This is a genomic window from Rhodococcus sp. JCM 9793, from assembly GCF_055380405.1.
The window spans coordinates 3368943-3389430 of sequence record NZ_AP043721.1 but is presented as its reverse complement, the minus strand read 5'-3'; the positions used below and the strand labels follow the sequence as shown (position 1 = coordinate 3389430).

20 protein-coding genes and 1 tRNA gene are annotated in these 20488 nt (G+C 66.0%); 12 read left to right on the top strand and 9 right to left on the bottom strand.

Annotation, left to right across the window (positions count from 1 at the left end; all coding sequences use genetic code 11):
• Positions 1-8: 8 nt before the first annotated feature.
• Positions 9-890 (top strand): class I SAM-dependent methyltransferase, encoded by an 882-nt coding sequence (locus ACZ46K_RS17745; RefSeq protein ID WP_464743920.1) that lies wholly within the window; start codon positions 9-11, stop codon positions 888-890.
• Between the two features lie 22 nt (positions 891-912).
• Here ACZ46K_RS17745 and ACZ46K_RS17740 read toward each other — a convergent pair whose 3' ends face one another.
• From ACZ46K_RS17740 to ACZ46K_RS17725, 4 genes are all read right to left on the bottom strand, one after another.
• Positions 913-1665 (bottom strand): ATP-binding cassette domain-containing protein, encoded by a 753-nt coding sequence (locus tag ACZ46K_RS17740; protein WP_054806988.1) that lies wholly within the window; start codon positions 1663-1665, stop codon positions 913-915.
• A gap of 38 nt (positions 1666-1703) precedes the next feature.
• Positions 1704-2681 (bottom strand): amino acid ABC transporter permease, encoded by a 978-nt coding sequence (locus ACZ46K_RS17735; protein ID WP_464743918.1) that lies wholly within the window; start codon positions 2679-2681, stop codon positions 1704-1706.
• A gap of 11 nt (positions 2682-2692) precedes the next feature.
• Positions 2693-3547 carry an ABC transporter substrate-binding protein gene (locus ACZ46K_RS17730; protein ID WP_464749378.1) on the bottom strand — a complete coding sequence of 285 codons (855 nt, stop codon included), beginning with the start codon at positions 3545-3547 and terminating at the stop codon, positions 2693-2695.
• A gap of 179 nt (positions 3548-3726) precedes the next feature.
• Positions 3727-4860, bottom strand: coding sequence for an isocitrate/isopropylmalate dehydrogenase family protein (locus ACZ46K_RS17725; RefSeq protein WP_464743916.1), 1134 nt, complete (start codon positions 4858-4860; stop codon positions 3727-3729).
• On the opposite strand from ACZ46K_RS17725, the gene ACZ46K_RS17720 reads away from it, so the two are divergent.
• From ACZ46K_RS17720 to trxA, 3 genes are all read left to right on the top strand, one after another.
• Positions 4859-5377 carry a 2'-5' RNA ligase family protein gene (locus ACZ46K_RS17720; protein ID WP_054806986.1) on the top strand — a complete coding sequence of 173 codons (519 nt, stop codon included), beginning with the start codon at positions 4859-4861 and terminating at the stop codon, positions 5375-5377. The genes ACZ46K_RS17725 and ACZ46K_RS17720 overlap by 2 nt on opposite strands.
• 324 nt (positions 5378-5701) lie before the next feature.
• Entirely contained in the window at positions 5702-6715 is a 1014-nt protein-coding gene (locus ACZ46K_RS17715; RefSeq protein WP_054806987.1) for a GlxA family transcriptional regulator, read from the top strand.
• A 111-nt stretch (positions 6716-6826) separates the two neighbouring features.
• On the top strand, positions 6827-7198 hold the full coding sequence (gene trxA, locus ACZ46K_RS17710; protein ID WP_054715998.1) for a thioredoxin: 372 nt from the start codon (positions 6827-6829) through the stop codon (positions 7196-7198).
• Between the two features lie 55 nt (positions 7199-7253).
• On the opposite strand, the gene polA is transcribed toward trxA, so the two are convergent.
• Both polA and ACZ46K_RS17700 read right to left on the bottom strand, forming a co-directional pair.
• A complete protein-coding gene (gene polA, locus ACZ46K_RS17705; RefSeq protein WP_464743913.1) occupies positions 7254-9977 on the bottom strand; it encodes a DNA polymerase I in 2724 nt (907 codons plus the stop codon).
• 75 nt (positions 9978-10052) lie between these two features.
• Positions 10053-10664, bottom strand: a complete 612-nt coding sequence (locus ACZ46K_RS17700; RefSeq protein WP_464743911.1) for an ANTAR domain-containing response regulator — start codon at positions 10662-10664, stop codon at positions 10053-10055.
• Positions 10665-10775: 111 nt separating this feature from the next.
• Between ACZ46K_RS17700 and ACZ46K_RS17695 the strand changes: the two genes are divergently transcribed.
• Positions 10776-10852, top strand: a tRNA-Leu gene (locus ACZ46K_RS17695).
• A 46-nt stretch (positions 10853-10898) separates the two neighbouring features.
• Here the strand turns inward: ACZ46K_RS17695 and ACZ46K_RS17690 are convergent.
• From ACZ46K_RS17690 to ACZ46K_RS17680, 3 genes are all read right to left on the bottom strand, one after another.
• The gene (locus ACZ46K_RS17690) at positions 10899-12179 is read right to left on the bottom strand and encodes a hypothetical protein (protein WP_054807509.1); all 1281 of its coding nucleotides are present in this window, start codon (positions 12177-12179) and stop codon (positions 10899-10901) included.
• 66 nt (positions 12180-12245) lie between these two features.
• Positions 12246-12998 (bottom strand): IclR family transcriptional regulator, encoded by a 753-nt coding sequence (locus ACZ46K_RS17685; protein WP_054807510.1) that lies wholly within the window; start codon positions 12996-12998, stop codon positions 12246-12248.
• Positions 12995-14542, bottom strand: coding sequence for an APC family permease (locus ACZ46K_RS17680; protein WP_464743909.1), 1548 nt, complete (start codon positions 14540-14542; stop codon positions 12995-12997). Before ACZ46K_RS17680 ends, ACZ46K_RS17685 begins: the two co-directional genes overlap by 4 nt.
• A 370-nt stretch (positions 14543-14912) precedes the next feature.
• Here ACZ46K_RS17680 and ACZ46K_RS17675 point away from each other — a divergent pair, with 370 nt between their 5' ends.
• From ACZ46K_RS17675 to ACZ46K_RS17645, 7 genes are all read left to right on the top strand, one after another.
• Complete coding sequence (locus ACZ46K_RS17675) at positions 14913-15500, top strand: MauE/DoxX family redox-associated membrane protein (RefSeq protein WP_464743907.1); 588 nt, start codon at positions 14913-14915, stop codon at positions 15498-15500.
• Positions 15501-15543: 43 nt separating this feature from the next.
• Positions 15544-16143 (top strand): redoxin domain-containing protein, encoded by a 600-nt coding sequence (locus ACZ46K_RS17670; protein ID WP_054807774.1) that lies wholly within the window; start codon positions 15544-15546, stop codon positions 16141-16143.
• Positions 16144-16247: 104 nt separating this feature from the next.
• Positions 16248-16865 (top strand): methylamine dehydrogenase light chain, encoded by a 618-nt coding sequence (locus ACZ46K_RS17665; protein WP_464749377.1) that lies wholly within the window; start codon positions 16248-16250, stop codon positions 16863-16865.
• A complete protein-coding gene (locus ACZ46K_RS17660; protein ID WP_054807775.1) occupies positions 16862-18169 on the top strand; it encodes a hypothetical protein in 1308 nt (435 codons plus the stop codon). The genes ACZ46K_RS17665 and ACZ46K_RS17660 overlap by 4 nt, the downstream gene beginning before the upstream one ends.
• Positions 18166-19743 carry a multicopper oxidase family protein gene (locus tag ACZ46K_RS17655; protein ID WP_464743905.1) on the top strand — a complete coding sequence of 526 codons (1578 nt, stop codon included), beginning with the start codon at positions 18166-18168 and terminating at the stop codon, positions 19741-19743. The genes ACZ46K_RS17660 and ACZ46K_RS17655 overlap by 4 nt, the downstream gene beginning before the upstream one ends.
• 10 nt (positions 19744-19753) lie before the next feature.
• On the top strand, positions 19754-20095 hold the full coding sequence (locus ACZ46K_RS17650) for a cupredoxin domain-containing protein (protein WP_464743903.1): 342 nt from the start codon (positions 19754-19756) through the stop codon (positions 20093-20095).
• 11 nt (positions 20096-20106) lie between these two features.
• Entirely contained in the window at positions 20107-20445 is a 339-nt protein-coding gene (locus tag ACZ46K_RS17645) for a plastocyanin/azurin family copper-binding protein (RefSeq protein WP_054807932.1), read from the top strand.
• The last annotated feature ends 43 nt before the right edge of the window (positions 20446-20488 follow it).

Here is a 20488-nt window from a genome sequence, read left to right as displayed (position 1 = left end):
CTGATTCCATGTCCGACGCGTCGCTGCCGCCCGATCCTCGTCACGCCACCGCAAATGCCCTGCTCGGCACGTCGAAGGCCGGCCGGGCCCGAGTGGGCAGCCGCGACAGTGAACATGCCAGCCGCACGTGGTGGGACGCCGACGCCGGCGACTACCACCGCACCCACGGTGAATTCCTCGGAGTTGATTCGGTCGCGGGCGAATTCGTCTGGTGTCCGGAGGGCCTGCACGAAGACGACGTCCGTCTCCTCGGTGACGTCCGCGGAAAGGACATCCTCGAGCTCGGTTGCGGATCGGCACCGTGCGCACGCTGGCTCGCCGGTGAGGGTGCCCGCGCCGTGGGGCTCGACCTGTCCATGGGCATGCTTGCGCGGGGCGTCGAGGCGATGGGCCGCGGTGGACCGCGCGCGCCGCTCGTCCAGGCCGGCGCCGAGAATCTACCGTTCGCCGACAACAGTTTCGACGTCGTGTGTTCGGCGTTCGGTGGTGTCCCGTTCGTCGCCGATTCGGCGCAGGTGATGCGTGAGGTCGCGCGGGTGCTGCGCCCAGGCGGACGATGGGTCTTCTCGGTCAACCACCCGATGCGGTGGATCTTCCCCGACGATCCCGGCGAACGCGGGATGGTCGCGATGTTCCCCTATTTCGACCGCACACCCTATGTCGAGGTCGACGACGATGGAGTGGCGACCTACGTCGAGCATCACCGCACCATCGGCGACCGCGTCCGCGAGCTCGTCGCTGCCGGCTTCGAGATCTACGACATCGTCGAACCCGAGTGGCCCGAGCATCTGGACCGGGAGTGGGGCCAATGGAGCCCTCTGCGCGGCGAGATCTTCCCCGGAACCGCGATCTTCTGCAGCCGCGCGCCCGGCGCCGGGAAGAACAACTAGCCCGGACCTGAGCAAAGCGGGCTCAGAGCAGGCGAGCGAGGAACTCGCGGGTGCGGTCCTGCTGCGGATTGCCGAGCACGTCCTCGGGCGCACCCGCTTCGACGACGACCCCGCCGTCCATGAACACCAGCTGATCGCCGACTTCCCGCGCAAACCCCATCTCATGGGTGACCACGACCATGGTCATGCCGCCGTCGGCGAGGTCGCGCATCACGGAGAGCACCTCCCCCACCAGTTCCGGGTCGAGCGCCGAGGTGGGCTCGTCGAACAGCATGAGCTTCGGTTCCATCGCCAGTGCCCGTGCGATGGCCACGCGCTGCTGTTGTCCGCCCGACAGCTGGGCCGGATACGCATCGGCCTTGTTGCCCAACCCCACTTTCTCCAACAGATCACGGGCCATCTCGGTGGCGTCGCTCCGACGCAGCTTCTTCACCAGGATCGGTGCTTCGATGATGTTGGCGACCACCGTCCGGTGTGGGAACAGGTTGAAGTGCTGGAAGACCATTCCGATCTCGCGGCGCTGTTTCGCGGCCGTGCGCGGATGCAGTTCGTGGAGTTTGCCACCGCGTTCGGCGTATCCGACGAGTGTGCCGTCGACGTAGAGCCGCCCCGCATCGACGCGTTCGAGATGGTTGATGCACCGCAGGAACGTCGATTTGCCGGAACCCGACGGGCCGATCAGGCATGCGACCTGTCCTCGCTCCACCTCGAGCGAGATGCCTTTGAGTACTTTCACGGCACCGTAGTTCTTGCACACCCGATCGGCCCGCACCATGGGCGTGTGGTCCGGCTCGGTCGTCTGGCCTGGCGCGGTCACTTGCGCTCCCCTCCGGGGATGGTCGGGTCTGTCGGCGGTGTCGGTTGGATGACGACGGCCTTGCCTTCGGCGTCGGCGAGGGCCTGCAACTGGCGTGCCGTCAAGTGTCGGGTCATGCCCTTCGAATAGTGTTTCTCGACGAAATACTGGCCCACCATCAGGATGCTCGTGATCGCCAGGTACCAGGTCGCGGCGACGAGGAACAGCGGGATCGGCTGGAAGTTCGAGCCGGCGATATCGCGCGCCCGGGCGTACAGCTCAGCGGTGTACGGCACGGCCGCAACCAGGGAGGTGGTCTTGAGCATGCTGATGAGTTCGTTCCCGGTCGGCGGGATGATCACGCGCATGGCCTGAGGAAGCACGGTCCGCCGGATCGTCTGCGCCCACGACATTCCCAGCGCGGTGGAGGCTTCGAGCTGACCTTCGGGAACCGAGCCGATTCCGGCGCGGACGATCTCGGCCATGTACGCGGCCTCGTTGAGCGCCAGGCCGATCACCGCGAACAGGAACGCAGCATTGAGCGATTGCAGATCGATGTGGAAGAACTGGTGCACGAACGGGATTCCGATGTCGAGCTGCTTGTAGATCGACGGGAACAGTCCCCACAGCACGAGCTGGACGTACACGGGGGTGCCGCGGAAGACCCACAGGTACACCCACGCCACGGATTTGAGGACCGGATTCGGCGACAGGCGCATCACCGCGAGGACCACTCCGAGTACGACAGCGATGAGCATGGCGAGCACGGTCAACTGCACCGTGTTCCATGCCGCCTCACTGATGCGACGATCGAACAGGTACTGGCCGTAGATGTCCCAGCGGAAGGCCTCATTGGTGGCGGCGCCCCACACGATCAGCACCAACGCGATCACCACGAGGGCCCCCGCGATCCACCGGCCGGGTCGACGCAGCGGGACGGCTCGGATCGGTTCCGGTTCTGTCTCGGCTGCGCCGGAGTGCGTGTGCTGACTCATCGGGGCCTTCCTCAGCTCGTCGCCGCATTGATCTGCGACTCGGTGATCGTTCCCTCTGTCACACCCCATCTGTCGGCGATCTGCTGGTATGTCCCCGAGTCGATCAGGTGCTGCATCGCCTGCTCCAGGACAGGACCGATGGGAGCGCCCTTTCCTACGACGAATCCGTACGGCGCGGCGTCGAACAGCGGGCCGGCCGATTCGAGACGACCTTCGCTGCGTTCGATCCCGTAGGCGGTGACCGGCGAGTCGGCGGACAACGCATCGACGCGGCCGAGGATCAACGCGTTGGCGGCTTCGTCCTGGCTGTCGTACTTGATCTTCTCGATCGGGGGAAGTCCCGCATCCACGCAGGCCTGGCTTTTCGCCGGGACCTCGTCGATGTCCTCGATCGTGGTCGTCTGCACGGCCACTCGCAGCCCGCATGCATAACCGGGGTCGACGGGTTCGCCGACACGCTGGGCCCATTGGATTCCCGCGTTGAAGTAAGTGACGAAGTCGACCGACTGTTCGCGCTCGAGAGTATCGGTGAACGACGACGAGCCGAGGTCGAAAGTGCCGGACTGCACGGCGGGGATGATCCGGTCGAAGTCCGACTCGTAGAACACTGCGTCGATGCCGAGCACGTCGCCGAGTGCCTGCACGAGTTCGACGGCGAATCCGACGATGGTGCCGTCGTCGTCCTTGAATTCGTTGGGGGCGTAGGGCACGTTCGTCCCCACTTTCAGCTGACCTCCCGTCGCGGTCGCGGGAGGAAGTTGAGCAGCAAGCGCATCGACGCGGTCGGCGTGCACCCGGTCGCCAGGGGGCACGGTGGATTCGGTGTTGACCACGCAACCTGCCACGGTCGCGAGGACGAGCAGCACTGCGGCTAGAGCACCAACGAGCCGAGGCTGCAGCGCACGGGAGTGAGCTGGTCCATCCACAGTCGAACCTTAGACCGGAGGGCTCTCTGTGTCTGCAGATCTGTCTGTGTCTGCAAATCTGTGCGGTGCGATGTTCTGGGGGGTATCGCAGGCATGTCGCGAACGCCGCTGTTGCTCCGTCACGCGGCGGAGATGCGCTCGACCACCGCGACGGTGAACTCGGTCGTCGACGCACTCCCGCCGAGATCTGCTGTGGCGATTCCGTCCCCTATGGTGTCGGCGACTGCCCGCTCGAGAGCTCGCGCGGCACCACCGAGGAACGGGTCTCCTTTGACGGCGAGGCGGTCGAGGAGCATGGCCGAGGACAAGAACAGGGCGGTCGGGTTGGCACGGCCGAGTCCGGCGATGTCGGGTGCGGCGCCGTGGACTGCCTGCGCCATCGTCTTCCGCGCGGACGCATTGATCGAGGGGGCGCTGCCCAGCGAGCCGGAGAGCTCACCGGCAAGATCGGACAGGATGTCGCCGAACAGGTTCTCCGTGACGATGACGTCGAAATCGCCGCCTCGGCGGACGAGCAGGGCAGCCATCGCGTCGACGTGCTCGTCGTCGACCTCCACACTCGGATACATGGTTCCGATCTCCCGGCACACGTCTCGGAACAAGCCGGTCGTCTTCGACAGCACATTCGCCTTGTGCACGATGGTGACGCGTTTGCGGCGACGTGAGGCGAGGTCGAAGGCGGTGTGTGCGATGCGTTCGCACGCGGCCCGGGTGATGACCCCGACAGCGAGGGCAACGTCGGGAGTCGGCATGAATTCACCGCTGCCGACCGCCATGTTGCGATCGGCGTAGAAGCCTTCGGTGTTCTCACGGACGACGACCAGATCCATGTCGGGAACCATCGCGCGGGTGCCCGGCAGTGCCCGGGCAGGGCGGATATTGGCGTACATGTCGAAATGTTTGCGGATGTGTCCGCCCGGTGTCAGCGCCGCACGAAACTGCTCCGGGTACGACGCGCTGTCATGTGGCCCGAGAATCCAGCCGTCCAGATCCGTGAGCGCGTCGAGTGTCGACTCCGGTACGGGCGTGCCGTGGGTACCGATGGCGTCGGCCCCGAGCGGTAGGGACACCCACTCGATACCCGGACCGCCCGCAGCCGCGATCGCCGCGTCGACGACGCGGCGGGTTTCGGGAACGATCTCGTGGCCGATGCCGTCACCTTCGATCAAGCCGATACGCTGGGGCTGCGAGCGTGCAGTCTCATGGGTCGCCGTTGCAGTCTCGTGGGTCACCGCGCCATCATTGCGCATCATGGTGCAGTCGGTGGAGCTACTTCTCGATGACCGCCTCGACGGTTACGTCCGCGCGCAGTGGGAGAGCCTGCGCGCAGCCGGTATCGACAGTCAGGGGCGAATCCGGGCCGAATCGAATCGGCCACACATCACGCTGTTCGTGGCGGAATCGATCCCACCGGATGTGGAGGAGGCTGCGCGTGAAGCCGTCTCAGGAGTCGAGGTGCCTGTGCACCTCGGTGGTGTGGTCCTCTTCGGAGGTCGTCACGCGACGGTGGCACGACTCGTCGTACCCTCTGCGCCACTGCTGGATCTGCAGTCCCGGATATTCGCCGCGTTCGCGCAGTGTCCCGGGATTCCGGCGCACATCCGCCCGGGTAAATGGACTCCGCACGTGACGCTGGCGCGGCGGGTCCCCGCCGACCGGATCGGCGCCGCGGCGATCGCCGCTCACCACACGCCCGGTGATCTGGCAGGTACCGCGCATCACATTCGGCGGTGGGACAGTACCGCGAAACAGGAATGGCTGCTCATCTGACACAGCGAACAGCGTCTACGTAAACCTGATACTTCCTGCCACCTACATGGCAGGCGGTCCAGATCCACGTCCCTCACGGCTACCCGAAACATCCTGCGACACCGCGGGCTCGACCGTGACCCGGGACTGCGCCGCGGTGCGTGAGAATCTGCACTATGCAGGATGTCGAGGTATTCCACGGTCTCCTCGCGTGGCGGATGAGGTGGAAGGAAGTGTCAGTGAGTGTGAGGGAGTATCAGATTTCTCGTCGACTGTTGTGAGCCTCGGTGGCAGAATCACCGCGATTTCTCGATTTTCTGCCACTCGGCGAGGAGACTGAGTTGCATGCTTCGCAACGTGGTCGTCCCCCTCCTCCCGCGCATCGTGATGTTCGAACTCGGCGTCGCCTGCGAGGTCTTCGGAGGCGACCTCGCGGACGACGGCCTTCCCGAATACGAGTTCGCGCTCGTCGCGGGCAGCACCGAACCCGTCACCACCAAGTACGGCTACTCCATCGATGTGCCGTACGACCTCGACCGCCTCGACGACGCGGACCTGATCATCGTGCCTCCTGGCGGCACCGGGGCAGGGGAACTGACCGATCCCGAGTTCGTGCGCAGGGGCAGCCCCGATCTCGCCGTCCTCGAGCCGCTGTTCGAGAAACTGCGGAGCGCGGTCGATCGGGGAACTCCGGTTGCGAGTCTGTGCACGGGCGCTTTCGTCCTCGCCGCCGCCGGTCTTCTCGACGACCGCCGCTGCACCACCCATTGGCGGTACGCAGACCGGCTCACCGCGATGTATCCCTCGGCCCGAGTCGATCGCGATGTGCTGTATGTCGACGAGCACCCGGTGCTGACGAGCGCAGGCACTGCCGCCAGCATCGATCTGGTCCTGCACATCGTGCGGAACGCGCAGGGTTCGCACGTCGCCAACACGATCGCGCGAGGCATGGTCGTCCCCCCGCACCGAGACGGCGGGCAAGCGCAATACGTGGCCACGCCGCTTCCCGAATGCACCGACGACTCGATCGCCCCGCTACTCGACTGGATCACCGAGAACCTGCACCGCGACCTGTCGGTGACCGTCCTCGCGGAACAGGCACACATGTCGTCGCGGACCTTCGCGCGACGGTTCACGGACGAAACCGGCACGACACCGGCGCGGTGGATCCGCGACCAACGGGTGCTCGCGGCGCAGCATCTGCTCGAGAACACCGATCTGCCGATCGACGTGGTCGCGGACCGTGTCGGATTCGGGACCGCGCCGGTGCTCAGGCAGCATTTCCTGCGCCTGCGGCGCACCACGCCCCAGGCATACCGCCGGACCTTCCGGTCCGCTGAGTTGGCCCCGGTCGACTGACACGGCAGCACAAGCGGCCCCTCGACAGCGCTGTCCTCGCGTAGCGTGGCGGAAGAAATGGGGGCGGCTCGCTGTTGCACCCGTCGACACGACCGAACCGAAAGGACCACCGTGGCAACCCAAGCTCTCACCCAGCAGACCTTCGACGAGGTCGTCACCAACAACGACATCGTGCTCGTGGACTTCTGGGCCGATTGGTGCGGCCCCTGCAAGCAGTTCGCACCGACCTTCGAATCATCGTCCGAACAGCATCCCGACGTCGTGCATGCGAAGGTCGACACCGAGGCCGAGCAGTCTATCGCGGCAGCCGCGAACATTCGCTCGATCCCGACGATCATGGCGTTCCGCGAAGGCATCCTGGTCTACAACCAGGCAGGCGCACTGCCGCCGGCCGCGCTCGAAGACCTCGTCTCGCAGGTCAAGGCTCTCGACATGGACGACGTGCGCAAGCAGATCGACGAAGCGTCGAACGCCCAGGGCTGAACCGACCGACCACAGCGCGGCTCGATTCCTTCCCGGGATCGAGCCGCGTCGGCTGTCAGTGGGCGGCGGCGTCCCAGCTGCGGCCGTAGCCGACAGACACCTCGAGCGGCACCGACAGATCGATCACCGAATCCATCTTGTCGCGGACGAGCTCCTCGACACGCTCACGTTCATCGGTGGTGACTTCCAGTACGAGTTCGTCGTGGACCTGCAACAGCATCCGCGACTGCAGGCCGGCCTCGCCGAGCGCCTTCTGCACGTCGATCATCGCGACCTTGATGATGTCGGCGGCGGTGCCCTGGATCGGCGCGTTGAGCGCGGCCCGCTCGGCGACCTCTCTGCGCTGCCGGTTGTCGCTGGTCAGGTCCGGCAGGTAGCGGCGACGCCCGTAGAGCGTGGAGGTGTAGCCGACCTTGCGGGCCTCCTCGACGACGTTGTGCAGGTAGTCGCGCACACCACCGAAGCGGGTGAAATATGCCTCCATCTGTTCGCGTGCCTCGTCCGTGGAGATCTTCAGCTGCTGCGCAAGTCCGTAGGCGCTCAGACCGTACGCCAGACCGTACGACATCGCCTTGACCCGTCGACGCAGCTCGGGGGTGACCTCTTCGATCGGTACGCCGAACGCGCGGGCACCGACGAAACTGTGCAGGTCTTCACCCGTGTTGAACGCCTCGATCAGACCTTCGTCGCCGGACAGGTGCGCCATGATGCGCATCTCGATCTGGCTGTAGTCGGCGGTCAGAAGCAGGTCGTATCCGCTACCCACCACAAAGCCGTTGCGGATCTGCCGTCCGGCGTCGGTGCGTACCGGGATGTTCTGCAGGTTCGGTTCGGTGGAGGACAGACGCCCCGTTGCCGCGACCGTCTGGTTGAACGTGGTGTGAATGCGGCCGTCGTCGGCGACCGATTTGATGAGGCCGTCGACGGTGGTTTTCATCCTGGTGGACTCGCGGTGCGCGAGCAGATGCTCGAGGAACGGATGTCCGGTCTTCTCGAACAAGTTCTGTAGGGCGTCGGCGTCGGTGGTGTAGCCGGTCTTGGTCTTCTTGGTCTTCGGCATCTCGAGTTCATCGAACAGCACGACCTGCAGCTGCTTCGGTGAGCCGAGGTTGATCTGCTTACCGATCACCTCGTACGCGGCGTTCGCTGCGGCGGTGACATCGGCGGCAAAGCCCGCCTGCAGGTCGTGCAGGTGCGTGGAATCGACCGCGATACCGGTGGCCTCGAGGTCGGCGAGCACCTCGAGCAACGGCAGTTCCATCTCGGTAAGTAGCCTCGCCGACTCGATGTCGGCGAGTTCGGAATCGAGCGCCGCAGCGAGGTCGACGACGGCGCGGGCCCGCAGGATCTCACCTTCGGCAGCCTGTTTGTCGGTGGCGTCCTCGTCGTCGAGCAACGACAGTTGCTGGACGCCGGTGTCTTCGACGCGCAGTTCGCGCTTGAGATAACGCAGTGAGAGGTCGTCGAGTTTGAAGCTGCGTTGCCCGGGGCGTACGAGATAGGCCGCCAGCGCGGTGTCGCTGGTGACGCCGACGAGGCTCCAGCCACGACCGCGTAGCGCGTGCATAGCCGACTTCGCTTCGTGCAGAGCCTTTTCCACGGTGGGGTCGGCGAGCCACGCGGCAAGTGCCGTGTCGTCCTCCGGGGTCAGCGACACCGTCGTCACATACGCGCCCTCGCCGTCGGCCGCCGCGATCGCCACGGCCGACGCGTCGCCCCCATAGGGGCTGCCGGAGCCGGCGACGGACAGTCCGTGCCGCTGCCCAGCAGGTGCGTGCTCGGCCAGCCAGGCGGCGAGCTCACCCGGTTCGACGACGCCGCCGCGCACCTCGAATCCCTCGTCGGCTTCCGGCTCGGCCGACGTCAGTGTCTCGAAGAGTCGATCGCGCAGAACCTTGAATTCGAGGTCGTCGAACAAGAGGTGGATCCGGTCGCGGTCCCACGGCGCGAGGGCGAGGGCCTCCGGCGCATACGGCAGCGGTACTTCACGCACCATCTCGGTGAGCTGACGGTTCATCAGCACGTTCGACAGATTCTCGCGCAGCGCGTCACCGACCTTGCCCCGAACCTCGTCGACGCGATCGACCAGATCCGTGAGGCTGCCGAATTCGCGGATCCACTTGGTGGCGGTCTTCTCACCGACGCCCGGGATGCCGGGAAGGTTGTCGCTCGGGTCTCCGCGGAGTGCCGCGAAGTCCGGGTACTGCGCCGGGGTGAGCCCGTACTTCTCCTCCACGGCCTCGGGGGTGAAGCGCGTCAGTTCGGAAACGCCACGCTTCGGGTAGAGCACGGTGACGTCGTCGGTGACCAACTGCAGTGCGTCGCGATCTCCGGTGACGACGAGCACCTTGTAACCGAGTGCCGTGGCCTGGGTGGTGAGGGTCGCGATGATGTCGTCGGCCTCGTACCCCTCCTCCGCCATGACGGGGATACCCATGGCACCTAGCACCTCTTTGGTGACATCGATCTGGCCCTTGAATTCGTCGGGCGCAGCGCTGCGCTGAGCCTTGTAGGGCGCATACATCTCGGCGCGGAATGTCTTGCGGCTCACGTCGAATGCGGCCGCGACGTGGGATGGCTTCTCATCGCGCAGAAGATTGATGAGCATCGAGGTGAACCCGTACACCGCGTTGGTGGTTTGCCCGCTGGTAGTTCTGAAGTTCTCGGCCGGTAACGCGTAGAACGCGCGGAACGCCAGCGAATGTCCGTCGAGCAGCAGAAGGGTCGGGCGGTCGTCGGCGGCCGGGGTGGTCGAGGGCGAAGCTGATGCACGGGTCACGGGTGTCAGTCTAGGGACCGGGTACGACGTCCACGACCACCCGGACGAACTGGGCGGTGCGACCCGCGCCGACGCTCAGCCGGCGGTCTCCCCCAGGCTCTCGATGATCACCTCGGCGACCTGCTTCATCGTGGTGCGCCGGTCCATCGCCGCGCGCTGGATCCAGCGGAAGGCCTCCGGTTCGGTCATTGCATGCTTGTCCATCAACGTCCCCTTGGCCCGGTCGACGAGCTTGCGGGTCTCGAACCGCTCGGACAACCCCTGGACCTCGCGTTCGAGTTCGCGAACTTCGGCGAACCGGCTCACCGCCACCTCGATGGTCGGAACCAGGTCGCTCTTCGAGAACGGCTTCACCAGGTACGCCATGGCTCCCGCGTCACGCGCCCGTTCGACGAGTTCACGCTGACTGAACGCTGTGAGAATAACCACAGGAGCGATGCGCTTCTGCGCGATCTCCGACGCGGCGTCGATTCCATCGCGGCGCGGCATCTTCACATCCATGATCACGAGGTCGGGTCTCAGCTCCTCGGCGAGCTCCACGGCGCGTTGCCCGTCGCCCGCTTCGCCGACCACGTCGTATCCCTCTTCGCGCAGCATTTCGACCAGATCGAGCCTGATCAACGCCTCGTCTTCGGCGACGACGACTCTCTTCGTCGCGGCGTTGTCGTTGTGCGGCACGGCTGTCATGGCGGGCCCTTCCCATCTCGCTGCGGATGCCCCCGTGAGGGAATCGAACGTTTGAAGGGTACCGGTGTTCACGCTCCGTCCATCCATCCCTTACAGTGGTCTCCGCACCACGCCCCCGTATCCCAATTGGCAGAGGAAACGGATTCAAAACCCGTCCAGTGTGAGTTCGAGTCTCACCGGGGGCACCACCGCCGAACAGTCGCAGTGTCGGATCTCGTCCTGACTGTGACTCCGTCACTTCGTCCGGCGCACCCCGGTCGGTCTGCGGTACTGAATCCATGCCATCGCAGCCCCGAGTGCCAGCAACGCCGTCACCGACACCATCGACGACACCGATGCCCACGAGTTCGGCGACCACCCGTCGGGATCATGCGTGAGCGGTGTGTAGTCGGTCCACCCGAAGTGCGCGACCAGCGGCAACACCATCACCGCGGGCAGTGCCAGCGCCGTTGTCGTCACCGTCGTGGTCGACGGCAGGGTCGCGACGATCGTGTAGGCAGCCGCGACCGGCACCACGAAGAGGGTCGCCGCGATGTGCACGGTGTCCCACGGCGAGCTCCCGACGATCGACGAAGCAACCACGACCGCGAGGACACCGATACCGACCAATGGTCGCGGCGTGCGGCGACCGAGCCACGCACCCACTCCCGCAAGCAGGATCGGCACCAACAACAGGGGCCATACCTCGGGAGACCACGAGACCGCCTCGCGTCCCACCACGGCCAGCGCCATCGCCGCCAGGAGGACCATTCCCGACCGTTCCCGAAGCAACAACGCCGCAGCGATCACAACCGCCACCGCCACAATGCCCAGCACCCACCTACCGGCCTCCGGCCGTTCCGCACTCAACGACGCCACGGCGTTCTCCAGCGACCAGTGCAGGCCCACACCGATCAGTGGAAGACCGATGCCGATCAGCAATTCCCGTCCACTCCCCCGACGTTCATCGACCGGAACATCATCACCACGGCCGACCACCCACGTCGACACTCCTGCAACGAGAGTGATGGCCGCCAAGACCAGCCACACCGTATTGACGAGTTGGGTACCGACCGGCACGTAGTCCGCGTACCGCCTCGGCATCGAGGTGAAGTCGCGAAACTCCGTTATCGGTTCGGCAGTCACCAGTCCTGCTACGACTGCACCGACCAACACCACCTGCAGCCGTGCTCGGCGCATTCCGAAGCACGTCACCACGAGGCCACCGAGCAGGGCTCCCGCACCGATCGTCGCGATGTACATGTCGAAGCGCCACGCGCCGGGCAATGCGACCACTCCCACTGCCAGCGCCCCTGCCACAACCGCCACGATCGTTGGAGTTCGGTGCCGAGTACCTGCGGCGACGAGTGCCGCCACGATCGCTCCGAGCGCGGACGCGGCAGTCGCGGACGTCAGCACCGACCCCGGCCCGAACCCGGCCACCATCGGGTGGGTATCGGCATCCGGAGCTGCGAGGACCACTCCCGCCACATAGCCGCCGGCGGCGAAGAGAACAATTCTGAGCCACGTTGTCACACCTCACCTTCGCCGCGCAGCTCACTCACGCACTGACGACACGCCGAGCAGGGGGAATCGGCCAGGTCATAACAGACCGGTGAGCCGCCGAGACCCCTCGTAGAGGAACCCCAACTGCTCGAAATCCGACGGCGACACACGAAGCGGCGAGCCCTGCAGGCACAGGCCCCCGACCACCTCGGCACCGTGGTTCCGGATCGGGACGGCCAACGCCGACCGGCCTATCCGACATTCCTGATTCTCGAACGCATGCCCGTCGAGTTGTACACGGGACAGTTCGTCGCCGAGCACTTCCAGGTCGCACAGGGTCGCCTCGGTCAGTCGCCGCAGCTCGATTCCTGCTCGCAGCGCGGGATAGTGCGCGAGCATCACCTTTCCGAGTGCGTTCGCGTGCAGGTTCTTGGAGAGCAGTGCGATACCGACGATCTCATGGTCGGGGTCCTGATCGACGAACCGCAGCCTGCCACCTGCGAACGACGCGACATGCAGCCCGAACCTCGTGTGCGATCGGAGGTCCTCGACTGTCTCGTGCAGTGTCGGCGAGGTGTCGGTGGCCGCTGCGGCGCGGGACAGTTCGGCTGTTCGACGTCCGAGCGCGAAACCCGACAGGTCGGGAACCCGCACCAGGAATCCCTCTGCGACAAGTAGGTTGAGCATCCGATAGGCGGTGGTGGGTGCGACACCCGTGAATCGGGCGATCTCCTTGGCTGTAGCACCGGGCCCGAGATGCGCGACCGCCTCGAGCATGCCGAGGGCCTTTTGCACCGCTCTCGGTTGCTGTCCACTGAACCCGGGCTCCGCGGCCACGTGAGCGGTCATTCCCCGTACTCCGGCCGCGGATGCGCCGACACCAACTGTGGTCTCCCCACGTCGTCGAGAACGAGAACACCGGAGCCCGGAAGCAGATCGGACGTCTCGACGCTGTCGAAGGCGCCCATTGTCGTCAGCGATCCGGGCCTGAGCCGCTCGAGCACGGCCACCCACACCGCACCGGATGCCGCAACCACGAGCACCGCGATGGGGATTCCCCACTGGCCGTGTACCGCGCCGTCGACCACCAGGTAGCCCAGCAGACCTGCACCGGTACTCGCGACCGCGAGCGCGACGACCGTGGTCCACGGTGCGTCCTCCCCGATTCTGCGGAGGAACCTCAGGCATGACACCGCAAGCAAGGTGTAGGCGATGACGATCGCGACCTCGACGAAGCCGTCGTACAAGCCGGACTCGGCGACGAACAACTGCAGATAGACCGCTGCTCCCACGAAGCTCAGCACAGTGAACCACGCGATCGCCACGTAGGGAGTGCGCCGGCGCGGATGGACACGTGACAACGCCCTCGGCGCGGTTCCTTCGATGCCCATCGCCAACAACAACCGCGACCCGGCTTGCGCACAGCCGAGGGTAGAGGCGAACCATGAGAAGGTCACACCGACCTTCACCGCGACCACCATCGCCGGACTCGCGCCGGAGGCGGTGCCGTCGAAGTACGCGGCGACGACGACGTCTGCACGCCCGGTCAGTGCGGCCCACCCGGCGAAGACGAAGAGCGAGCCGCACACCACCGGGGTGACGAGCACCGCGCGCGACACGGTGGTCAGGGGCCGCCGCGCTTCGGCGCCGAAGAACGCCGCGCTCTCGAAACCCGCCATCCCGAATACGACGACCAATGCCAGGAACGGCAGGGAAGCCGACATGCTCGTGGTTCCCGATACGACGGTCGCGCCGGAACCGGTGACCATCAAGACGCAGATCAGCACGAGCGAGCAGATTTCGACGACGAGAATCGCGCGGGTCGCGACACGTACGCCACTCACCGCGATCAGTGCGACCACCACGGTGACGATCGCGGCGGTGATCGGCAGGAGGCGGTTCCCGGACCACGGCACACCCAGTGCGGTCGCTGTTCCCAGCACACTCTCGGCGGAGTTGGCCAGCACCGAGATCGAGATGCCCAGATAGCCGAGGAACAACGCCGCCCCCACCGTCAACGTCGCACGGCGCGGCAGCCCGTGGAACGCGAAGCTGTACAACGATCCTGCTGCGGCGAGCCGCCGTGTGAACTGAGTGACGCAGTAGGCTACTGCGACAACACATGCAGTCGTACCGAGGATCGCCACCAGAGCACCGATACCGGGTTCGGACCCGATGATCCACGACGCGATGAAGATCATCCCTGTCGCCGGTGCGACGGTCGACAGGGATTGTCCGACCAGGTCCACTTGCGAGAGTCTGCGACGACCCAGCCCCCTCAGCGGCGAGTACACCGGTGCGGTCACCGGCTCGCTGTTACGGGACGTCGAGATTGCGGCACCGAGCGCTCCACCGATCCATGAACCTCTGCCACCACGCCTGTCGCTATTCACTCGGCGCCTCCCTTTCCCTGCGGGCCCGCCATCCGAGCCGGGCCACCGTTGGAGAACCTTAGGGTTTTCGTGTTTCCGATCGGTGTTCCGAATCCCGCCGGACCGCCCGTGGTGTAACAGGAATGTTTCCGACGTGTCAGCGGCATGATCCCGAGTGGAAATCGTGTCGGACTGTGCACTGCGCAGACCGTGCCGGGCGTCACATCCGCAGAGCCGCACGCGCCGGGCTCGGCCGCGTCACCTGTGAGGACGTGGATCCCTCCGGCACAGGCACATTCCCACTCGCCGACACAACGGTTGTTTCACCGACGACGCATCGGCGCCCCAGAGCGCAAGCACGATTGGCCCGACGACAGAGAGGGCGTGATCCATGTTCTGGGTGATGGTCGCATCGATCATCGGGGGGACGCTCCTGATCGCGGGCATTCCGAAGCTCCGCGACCGGGACGGACTGCTGACGGTGGTCAAGGGGTACCGGCTCCTGCCGGACCGAGCGGAACGTACGGTCTCAGCGACACTGCCGATCGCCGAGACGCTGGTGGGCGTCGCGTTGATCGGCGGGGTCGGTGGCCGGTGGCCGGCTGTGGCCGCCGCGCTGCTGTTCGTGGCGTTCACGATCGGGCTCACCGTCAATCTGGCCCGTGGGCGGCGCGACCTCGACTGCGGCTGCTTCGCCTTCGGCGCGCACGAGATCCCCCGGATCGGCTGGTTCCACGCCGTCCGCGCTGCGACGTTCGCCGCGACGGCGGCAGCACTCGCCGTGACCGGTTCGCCGGACGTCACCGTGCCGGAACGTCTGGCCGGTGTCGCAGGCGGCGCGCTGATCGCGCTGGCCGTCGTCGCGATCGCCTCGATCCGATCGGTCGTGCATCTCGGCCGGCGACCGGTCGACGACTATCTGACCACCGCCTCGATCGAACTCCGGGCCGCGAGCACCACCTCTCGATACGGCTCGTGAGCACTTCTTCGTCAACAACTTTCGTACAGACAGGACGGATTCGATGACAACATTCCTGGTAGTGACCGTTGCGGTTCTGACGGTCGCGGTCGCGCTGCTGTTCCTCATGACGCTTGCGCTCGCCCGGGAGATCGGACGCGTCCAGGTGCGCCTGGGTCCGCTCGGCGCGCGGATGATGGACACGGGTCCGAAGGTCGAGCAGGCCGGTCCCTCGTTCGCTGGGCTCGTCGACCACGTCGGACGCTCCGTTCGCGTCGGTGGGCATCGTGAGAAGGCACAGCTGCTCATGTTCACGGCGCCGAGCTGCAGTACATGCAAGAGCCTGCTGCCCGGATTGCGTGCGATGGCACGCGCGGAGACGGACCTCGAGGTCGTGATCGTGTCCGACGGCACCCCCGAGGAGCACAAGGAGTTCCTGTCGGGCAGCAACATCGGAGCCGAACTGAGCTACATCGACGCCCGCGACGTCGGCATCGCTTACCAGGTCGGCACCACGCCGTACGGGGTGATTCTCGACGAGCACGGCAAGATCCGCGGCAAGGGCCTGTGCAACCACATGGCGCAGGTCGAGAGCCTGCTCAATGCCCTCGAATCCGGCACTCCGTCCCTTCAGCACCTGCACGCGCGGGCGAAATCCGCCTGATCCATCTACCCGAGACAAAGGAGGCGTATGCCGTGGAAGAACACCAAACGACCGAGAATCGGTATCCGGTCGATGAAGACACCGTCCGCGAGCAAGCAGAGTGGATGGCCGGCAAGGGTGGTTCCCTCGCGAGCCGCGCGGGGCGCACACTGTCCGAGCGCACGTCGCGCCGGTCGATGCTCGGCAGGATCGGCCGCTGGACGATGGGCGTATCGGGTGTCGCGCTGATCAGTTCGCTCCCGGTCACCCGCAGCGCGATGGCGCAGGATCTGCCGCCGGAGCCTCCGGCCCCCGAGGCACCGGATCCGCAGTTCATCTCGTTCGACGGCAAGGATCCTGCGGAATGCGAGTACTGGCGCTGGTGCAACATGGACGGCACCTCGTGTGCGGCCTGTAACGGCGGCGGCGTCACCACCTGTGCCCCCGGTAGCAAGCCGGGCGCCGAGTTCTGGGTCGGCTGCTGCACCAACCCCGACACCGGAAAGACCTATCTGATCGCCTATTACGACTGCTGTGGTGCACCGTCGTGCTCCAATGCGTTCTGCGGGGAACCCGACATGCAGGCGATCATGTACAACCCGGTCTCCGGCAGCTACGACCAGGAAATCATCTGGTGTGTCTCCGACGAGTCGCAGTCGTACACCTGCACCATGGCCCCGATCATCGGCGAGGATTGCCAGACCCGACCGGCTGCACGCCCGAGAGTCGGTGCGGGAGCATGAATTCTGCACGCACCAAGCGTCTTTCGCGCTCAGCCGCGGTAGCGATCCCGCTTGCCGCCGCACTCGTCCTCACCGGATGCAGTTCGAACGACGACGCCGCCGTCGACGGCGAGGTCACCTACCCCACCGTTCCCGTCATTCCGCCGGGTGAGGGTATCTCGCTCGGCCACGACGATCAGGAGATCGGCGACACGATCCCCGAACCGGTACATGTCGGCGACATCGAGCCGATCAAGGCGACCGACCTTCTTGCTGTCGTCAACACAGGTCTCGAGGTCGAGCTCAATGCACTCGACCCGGCGACCGGCGTGGCGGGTGACAGATTCGTCGTCGGGCCGGGCATCTGGTCGCCCGTGATCCACGGATTCGTCGGCGAGACATCCAGCGATCCCGCAGTGCTCGCGGCCGAGGTGTGGCGACCGCGAGGCTCTCGCGGCACCGCTGAATTCACAGTCAGCACCTACTCGGGCAACCTGCTCGAACCATCCGAGATTCTGCTCCCCGATTACGCCCGCGCCCATTCGCGGGAGGGCTCGAGTGCGGTGACCTCGGACGGTAGGTTCTTCGTGACCTGGGACGACGGGCTGTACGGCGTCCGCATCGTCGACCTCGAGGCGAAGAAGGAGAGCGGCTCCCTCCAGATCATCGGCTGCGGGCCGTTCACGTGGCTCGACGGGCACGAGCTCTACAGCGTGTGTGAAGATACGCGCGAGCTGATCCAGATCTCGATCGACGACACCGGCGTCCCGACCGAGACGAGCCGCTCGAAGGTCCTCCCCGAGAACTTCGTCAGCACCCGCACCGTGACGTGGGCGGCGGAGGCGAAGAAGTCCCTGCTGGTAAGTGCGAACGGCGACGTCTATGTCTTCGACTTCTCGGAGGGTCTGCCGGACGCCGAGGTCGCACCGATCGGCAATGCCGGACAGGACGGCGGCCGGTTCGCCGGCAACGAGATCGACAACACCGGTTCCCGGATCGCAGTCGAGTACACGGATTCGGTGGTCCACCCGCACTCCGCCCGCGGCGGTGACGTGGTGAAGGTCGAACTCTTCGACGCGGCGACCTTCGCCCCGGTCAAGACGCTCGATCTGCCGACTCTCGGTCTCACCGGGATCTCGAGCAGCGCATTCTCGGTCGACGGCAGCATCCTGTACGTGGTCGGAGCCGGTCCCGAGGTCGACGGCGAGACCACTCGGATGATCGTCGGAATCGATGCCGCCACAGGCGATCAGGTCAGCTCCGTCGAGGTCACCGGTACCGTCGACGACATCGGGTCGCTCATCACCCCCCAGGTGTTGGAATGACCCGGTTCGGACCGACCCTCGACCGTCGTCGGTTCCTCCGCATCGGCTCCCTCGGAGCCGGTGCGGTGGGGCTCGGTGCACTCGGTCTCGGTGCGGCGTCGTGCAGTTCGGCCGATGCGACGGGCGGCACCCCGCTCGAGTACATTTCGCCTACCGATCCGGAGATCCTGGCGGCGGAGGCCGCGCGCGGATGGAACGGGCGGGAAGTGCCCGCCGCGCTGACCGCCGCGGTGGCCACCGTCGACCTCGGTGGCCGGCTCGTCGACACGTGGTCGTACGGCGGCCGCGCGGTGGCTCCGGAACTGCGAGCGAGCGTCCGCGACAAACTACTCGTGTCGGTGCGCAACAACCTGGCGGTCGATACGACGCTGCACTGGCACGGGATCCGCATCCGCAACGACATGGACGGTGCGGCGCCGGTCACGCAGGATCCGATCGGCCCGGGTGGTGATTTCCTGTACGACTTCGTCGTCCCGGACCCGGGCACGCACTGGTACCACTCGCACAGCGGCCTGCAGGCCGACCGGGGACTGTTCGGCGCCCTCATCGTCGAGGATCCGCACGATACCTCCGGCGCCGACGTCGACGCCGTGCTGGTCCTCGACGATTGGGTCGACGGTCTCGGTACCACCCCCGAGGCAGTGCTGACGGCGCTCAACCCGGCGATGTCCGGCGGTCACGCAGGGCATGACGGAGGCGGCGCACCGGCCGAACACACCACCGACGAAACCTCTGCCGCGCAGTCGCTCGTGTCGGGAGGCCACGGTTCGTCGGGGTCTCTCGGTGGGATGACCCAGCACATCGGCTACCCGTTGCACCTGATCAACGGGCGTCCGCCCCACGACCCCGAGACAGTGACCGCGGCGCCCGGGAGCCGGGTGCGGCTACGGATCGTCAACGCAGCCGCCGAGACGCCGTACCGCTTCGCCGTCGCGGGTCACGAACTGACGGTGATCGCTGCGGACGGCTTCGACTGTGTGCCGACCACCACCGACACCCTGATCGTCGGCATGGCCCAGCGGTACGACGTGCTGCTCACCATGAAGTCGGGTGCGTGGCCGATCGTGGCGAAGGTGGAGGGCCGGGACGGATACGCGTCGACGGTGCTCCGCTCGAACGACGCGGCGCCCCTGCCGAATCCGGATGTCGGCGGACTCGTCCCGGAATTGTCGGGTCGTCTGCTCACAGAGAGCGAATTGCGACCGGCCGACGCCGTCCGGCTGGATTCTCGCGCCGCAGACCGGGACTACCGGGTGGAGCTGATCCAGGCCGGCGATCGGTACGTGTGGGGTATGGCAGGGCGCGATGCCGGAAAACTGGTGATGCGGCAGGGAGAGCGGATCCGCATCACGATGGCGAACAACACGACGATGTGGCATCCGATGCACACCCACGGGCACACGTTCGCGGTCCCCGACTACGGCGGGCTCCGACGCGACACCGTCAACGTGCTACCCGGAACCGAACTCGCCATCGAGTTCGACGCCGACAACCCTGGGGAGTGGATGTTTCACTGCCACAATGCCTATCACTTCGAAGCCGGGATGACCGCGAACCTGCGATACATCCGATGAGAGGACACCCGTGAAGAAACTGCTCCCACTCGCTGCCGCGCTGATCGCCACCGTGGGACTGACCGCGTGCGGTTCGTCGTCGGCGGCCACCGAACCCGCCGTGGTGATCGACGTGACGAACATGTCGTATTCACCCGCCTCGGTCACGATCGAGCAGGGCCAAACGGTCCAATGGAGGTTCGACGACAACGGACTTCCCCATGACGTCGCCGGCGACGGCCCCCTCGAAGGCCTCTTACAGAGCGAACTGCTCACCGAGGGCACCTACGAGTTCACCTTCGACGACCCCGGCACGTACACCTATCACTGCACGCCGCACGCGTCGATGGTCGGCACCGTGATCGTCCAGTAGTGCGGCCGTCCATGATGCAGGGTCCCGGGCGGGCATGGAGCTGGTGGACACTCACAATCGGCGTCGCGGCACTCGCATCGACCGGATGTTCCGCCGCCGAGCGGCCCGAGACGGTGATCGAGATCAGCAATGTGCAGTACCACCCGATGGATGCCACGGTGTCCGTCGGCGACACCGTCGAATGGCGATTCGACGACGGCGGCGTCCTCCACCGCGTGGAGTCACCCGGTGAGTTCGACAGCGGTATCACCGGCGAGGGCATCTATTCGCACACGTTCGACAGTCCGGGCGTCTACAGCTACATCTGCTCGATCCACCCGTACATGACCGGAACGGTCACCGTCCGCTGATACCCGAGCGGGAATTACTACACAGCAACGATTCTGGAGGTTA

What these genes read in the sequence shown, in the direction of transcription:
- ACZ46K_RS17655 (WP_464743905.1), top strand. Translation starts at nt 18,166, where the DNA reads ATGACCCGGTTCGGACCGACCCTCGACCGTCGTCGGTTCCTCCGCATC.
- ACZ46K_RS17715 (WP_054806987.1), top strand. Translation starts at nt 5,702, where the DNA reads ATGCTTCGCAACGTGGTCGTCCCCCTCCTCCCGCGCATCGTGATGTTC.
- ACZ46K_RS17740 (WP_054806988.1), bottom strand. Translation starts at nt 1,665, where the DNA reads ATGGTGCGGGCCGATCGGGTGTGCAAGAACTACGGTGCCGTGAAAGTA.
- ACZ46K_RS17670 (WP_054807774.1), top strand. Translation starts at nt 15,544, where the DNA reads ATGACAACATTCCTGGTAGTGACCGTTGCGGTTCTGACGGTCGCGGTC.
- ACZ46K_RS17725 (WP_464743916.1), bottom strand. Translation starts at nt 4,860, where the DNA reads ATGATGCGCAATGATGGCGCGGTGACCCACGAGACTGCAACGGCGACC.
- ACZ46K_RS17675 (WP_464743907.1), top strand. Translation starts at nt 14,913, where the DNA reads ATGTTCTGGGTGATGGTCGCATCGATCATCGGGGGGACGCTCCTGATC.
- ACZ46K_RS17720 (WP_054806986.1), top strand. Translation starts at nt 4,859, where the DNA reads ATGGTGCAGTCGGTGGAGCTACTTCTCGATGACCGCCTCGACGGTTAC.
- ACZ46K_RS17735 (WP_464743918.1), bottom strand. Translation starts at nt 2,681, where the DNA reads ATGAGTCAGCACACGCACTCCGGCGCAGCCGAGACAGAACCGGAACCG.
- ACZ46K_RS17685 (WP_054807510.1), bottom strand. Translation starts at nt 12,998, where the DNA reads ATGACCGCTCACGTGGCCGCGGAGCCCGGGTTCAGTGGACAGCAACCG.
- ACZ46K_RS17700 (WP_464743911.1), bottom strand. Translation starts at nt 10,664, where the DNA reads ATGACAGCCGTGCCGCACAACGACAACGCCGCGACGAAGAGAGTCGTC.
- ACZ46K_RS17745 (WP_464743920.1), top strand. Translation starts at nt 9, where the DNA reads ATGTCCGACGCGTCGCTGCCGCCCGATCCTCGTCACGCCACCGCAAAT.
- ACZ46K_RS17645 (WP_054807932.1), top strand. Translation starts at nt 20,107, where the DNA reads ATGATGCAGGGTCCCGGGCGGGCATGGAGCTGGTGGACACTCACAATC.
- ACZ46K_RS17660 (WP_054807775.1), top strand. Translation starts at nt 16,862, where the DNA reads ATGAATTCTGCACGCACCAAGCGTCTTTCGCGCTCAGCCGCGGTAGCG.
- ACZ46K_RS17665 (WP_464749377.1), top strand. Translation starts at nt 16,248, where the DNA reads ATGGCCGGCAAGGGTGGTTCCCTCGCGAGCCGCGCGGGGCGCACACTG.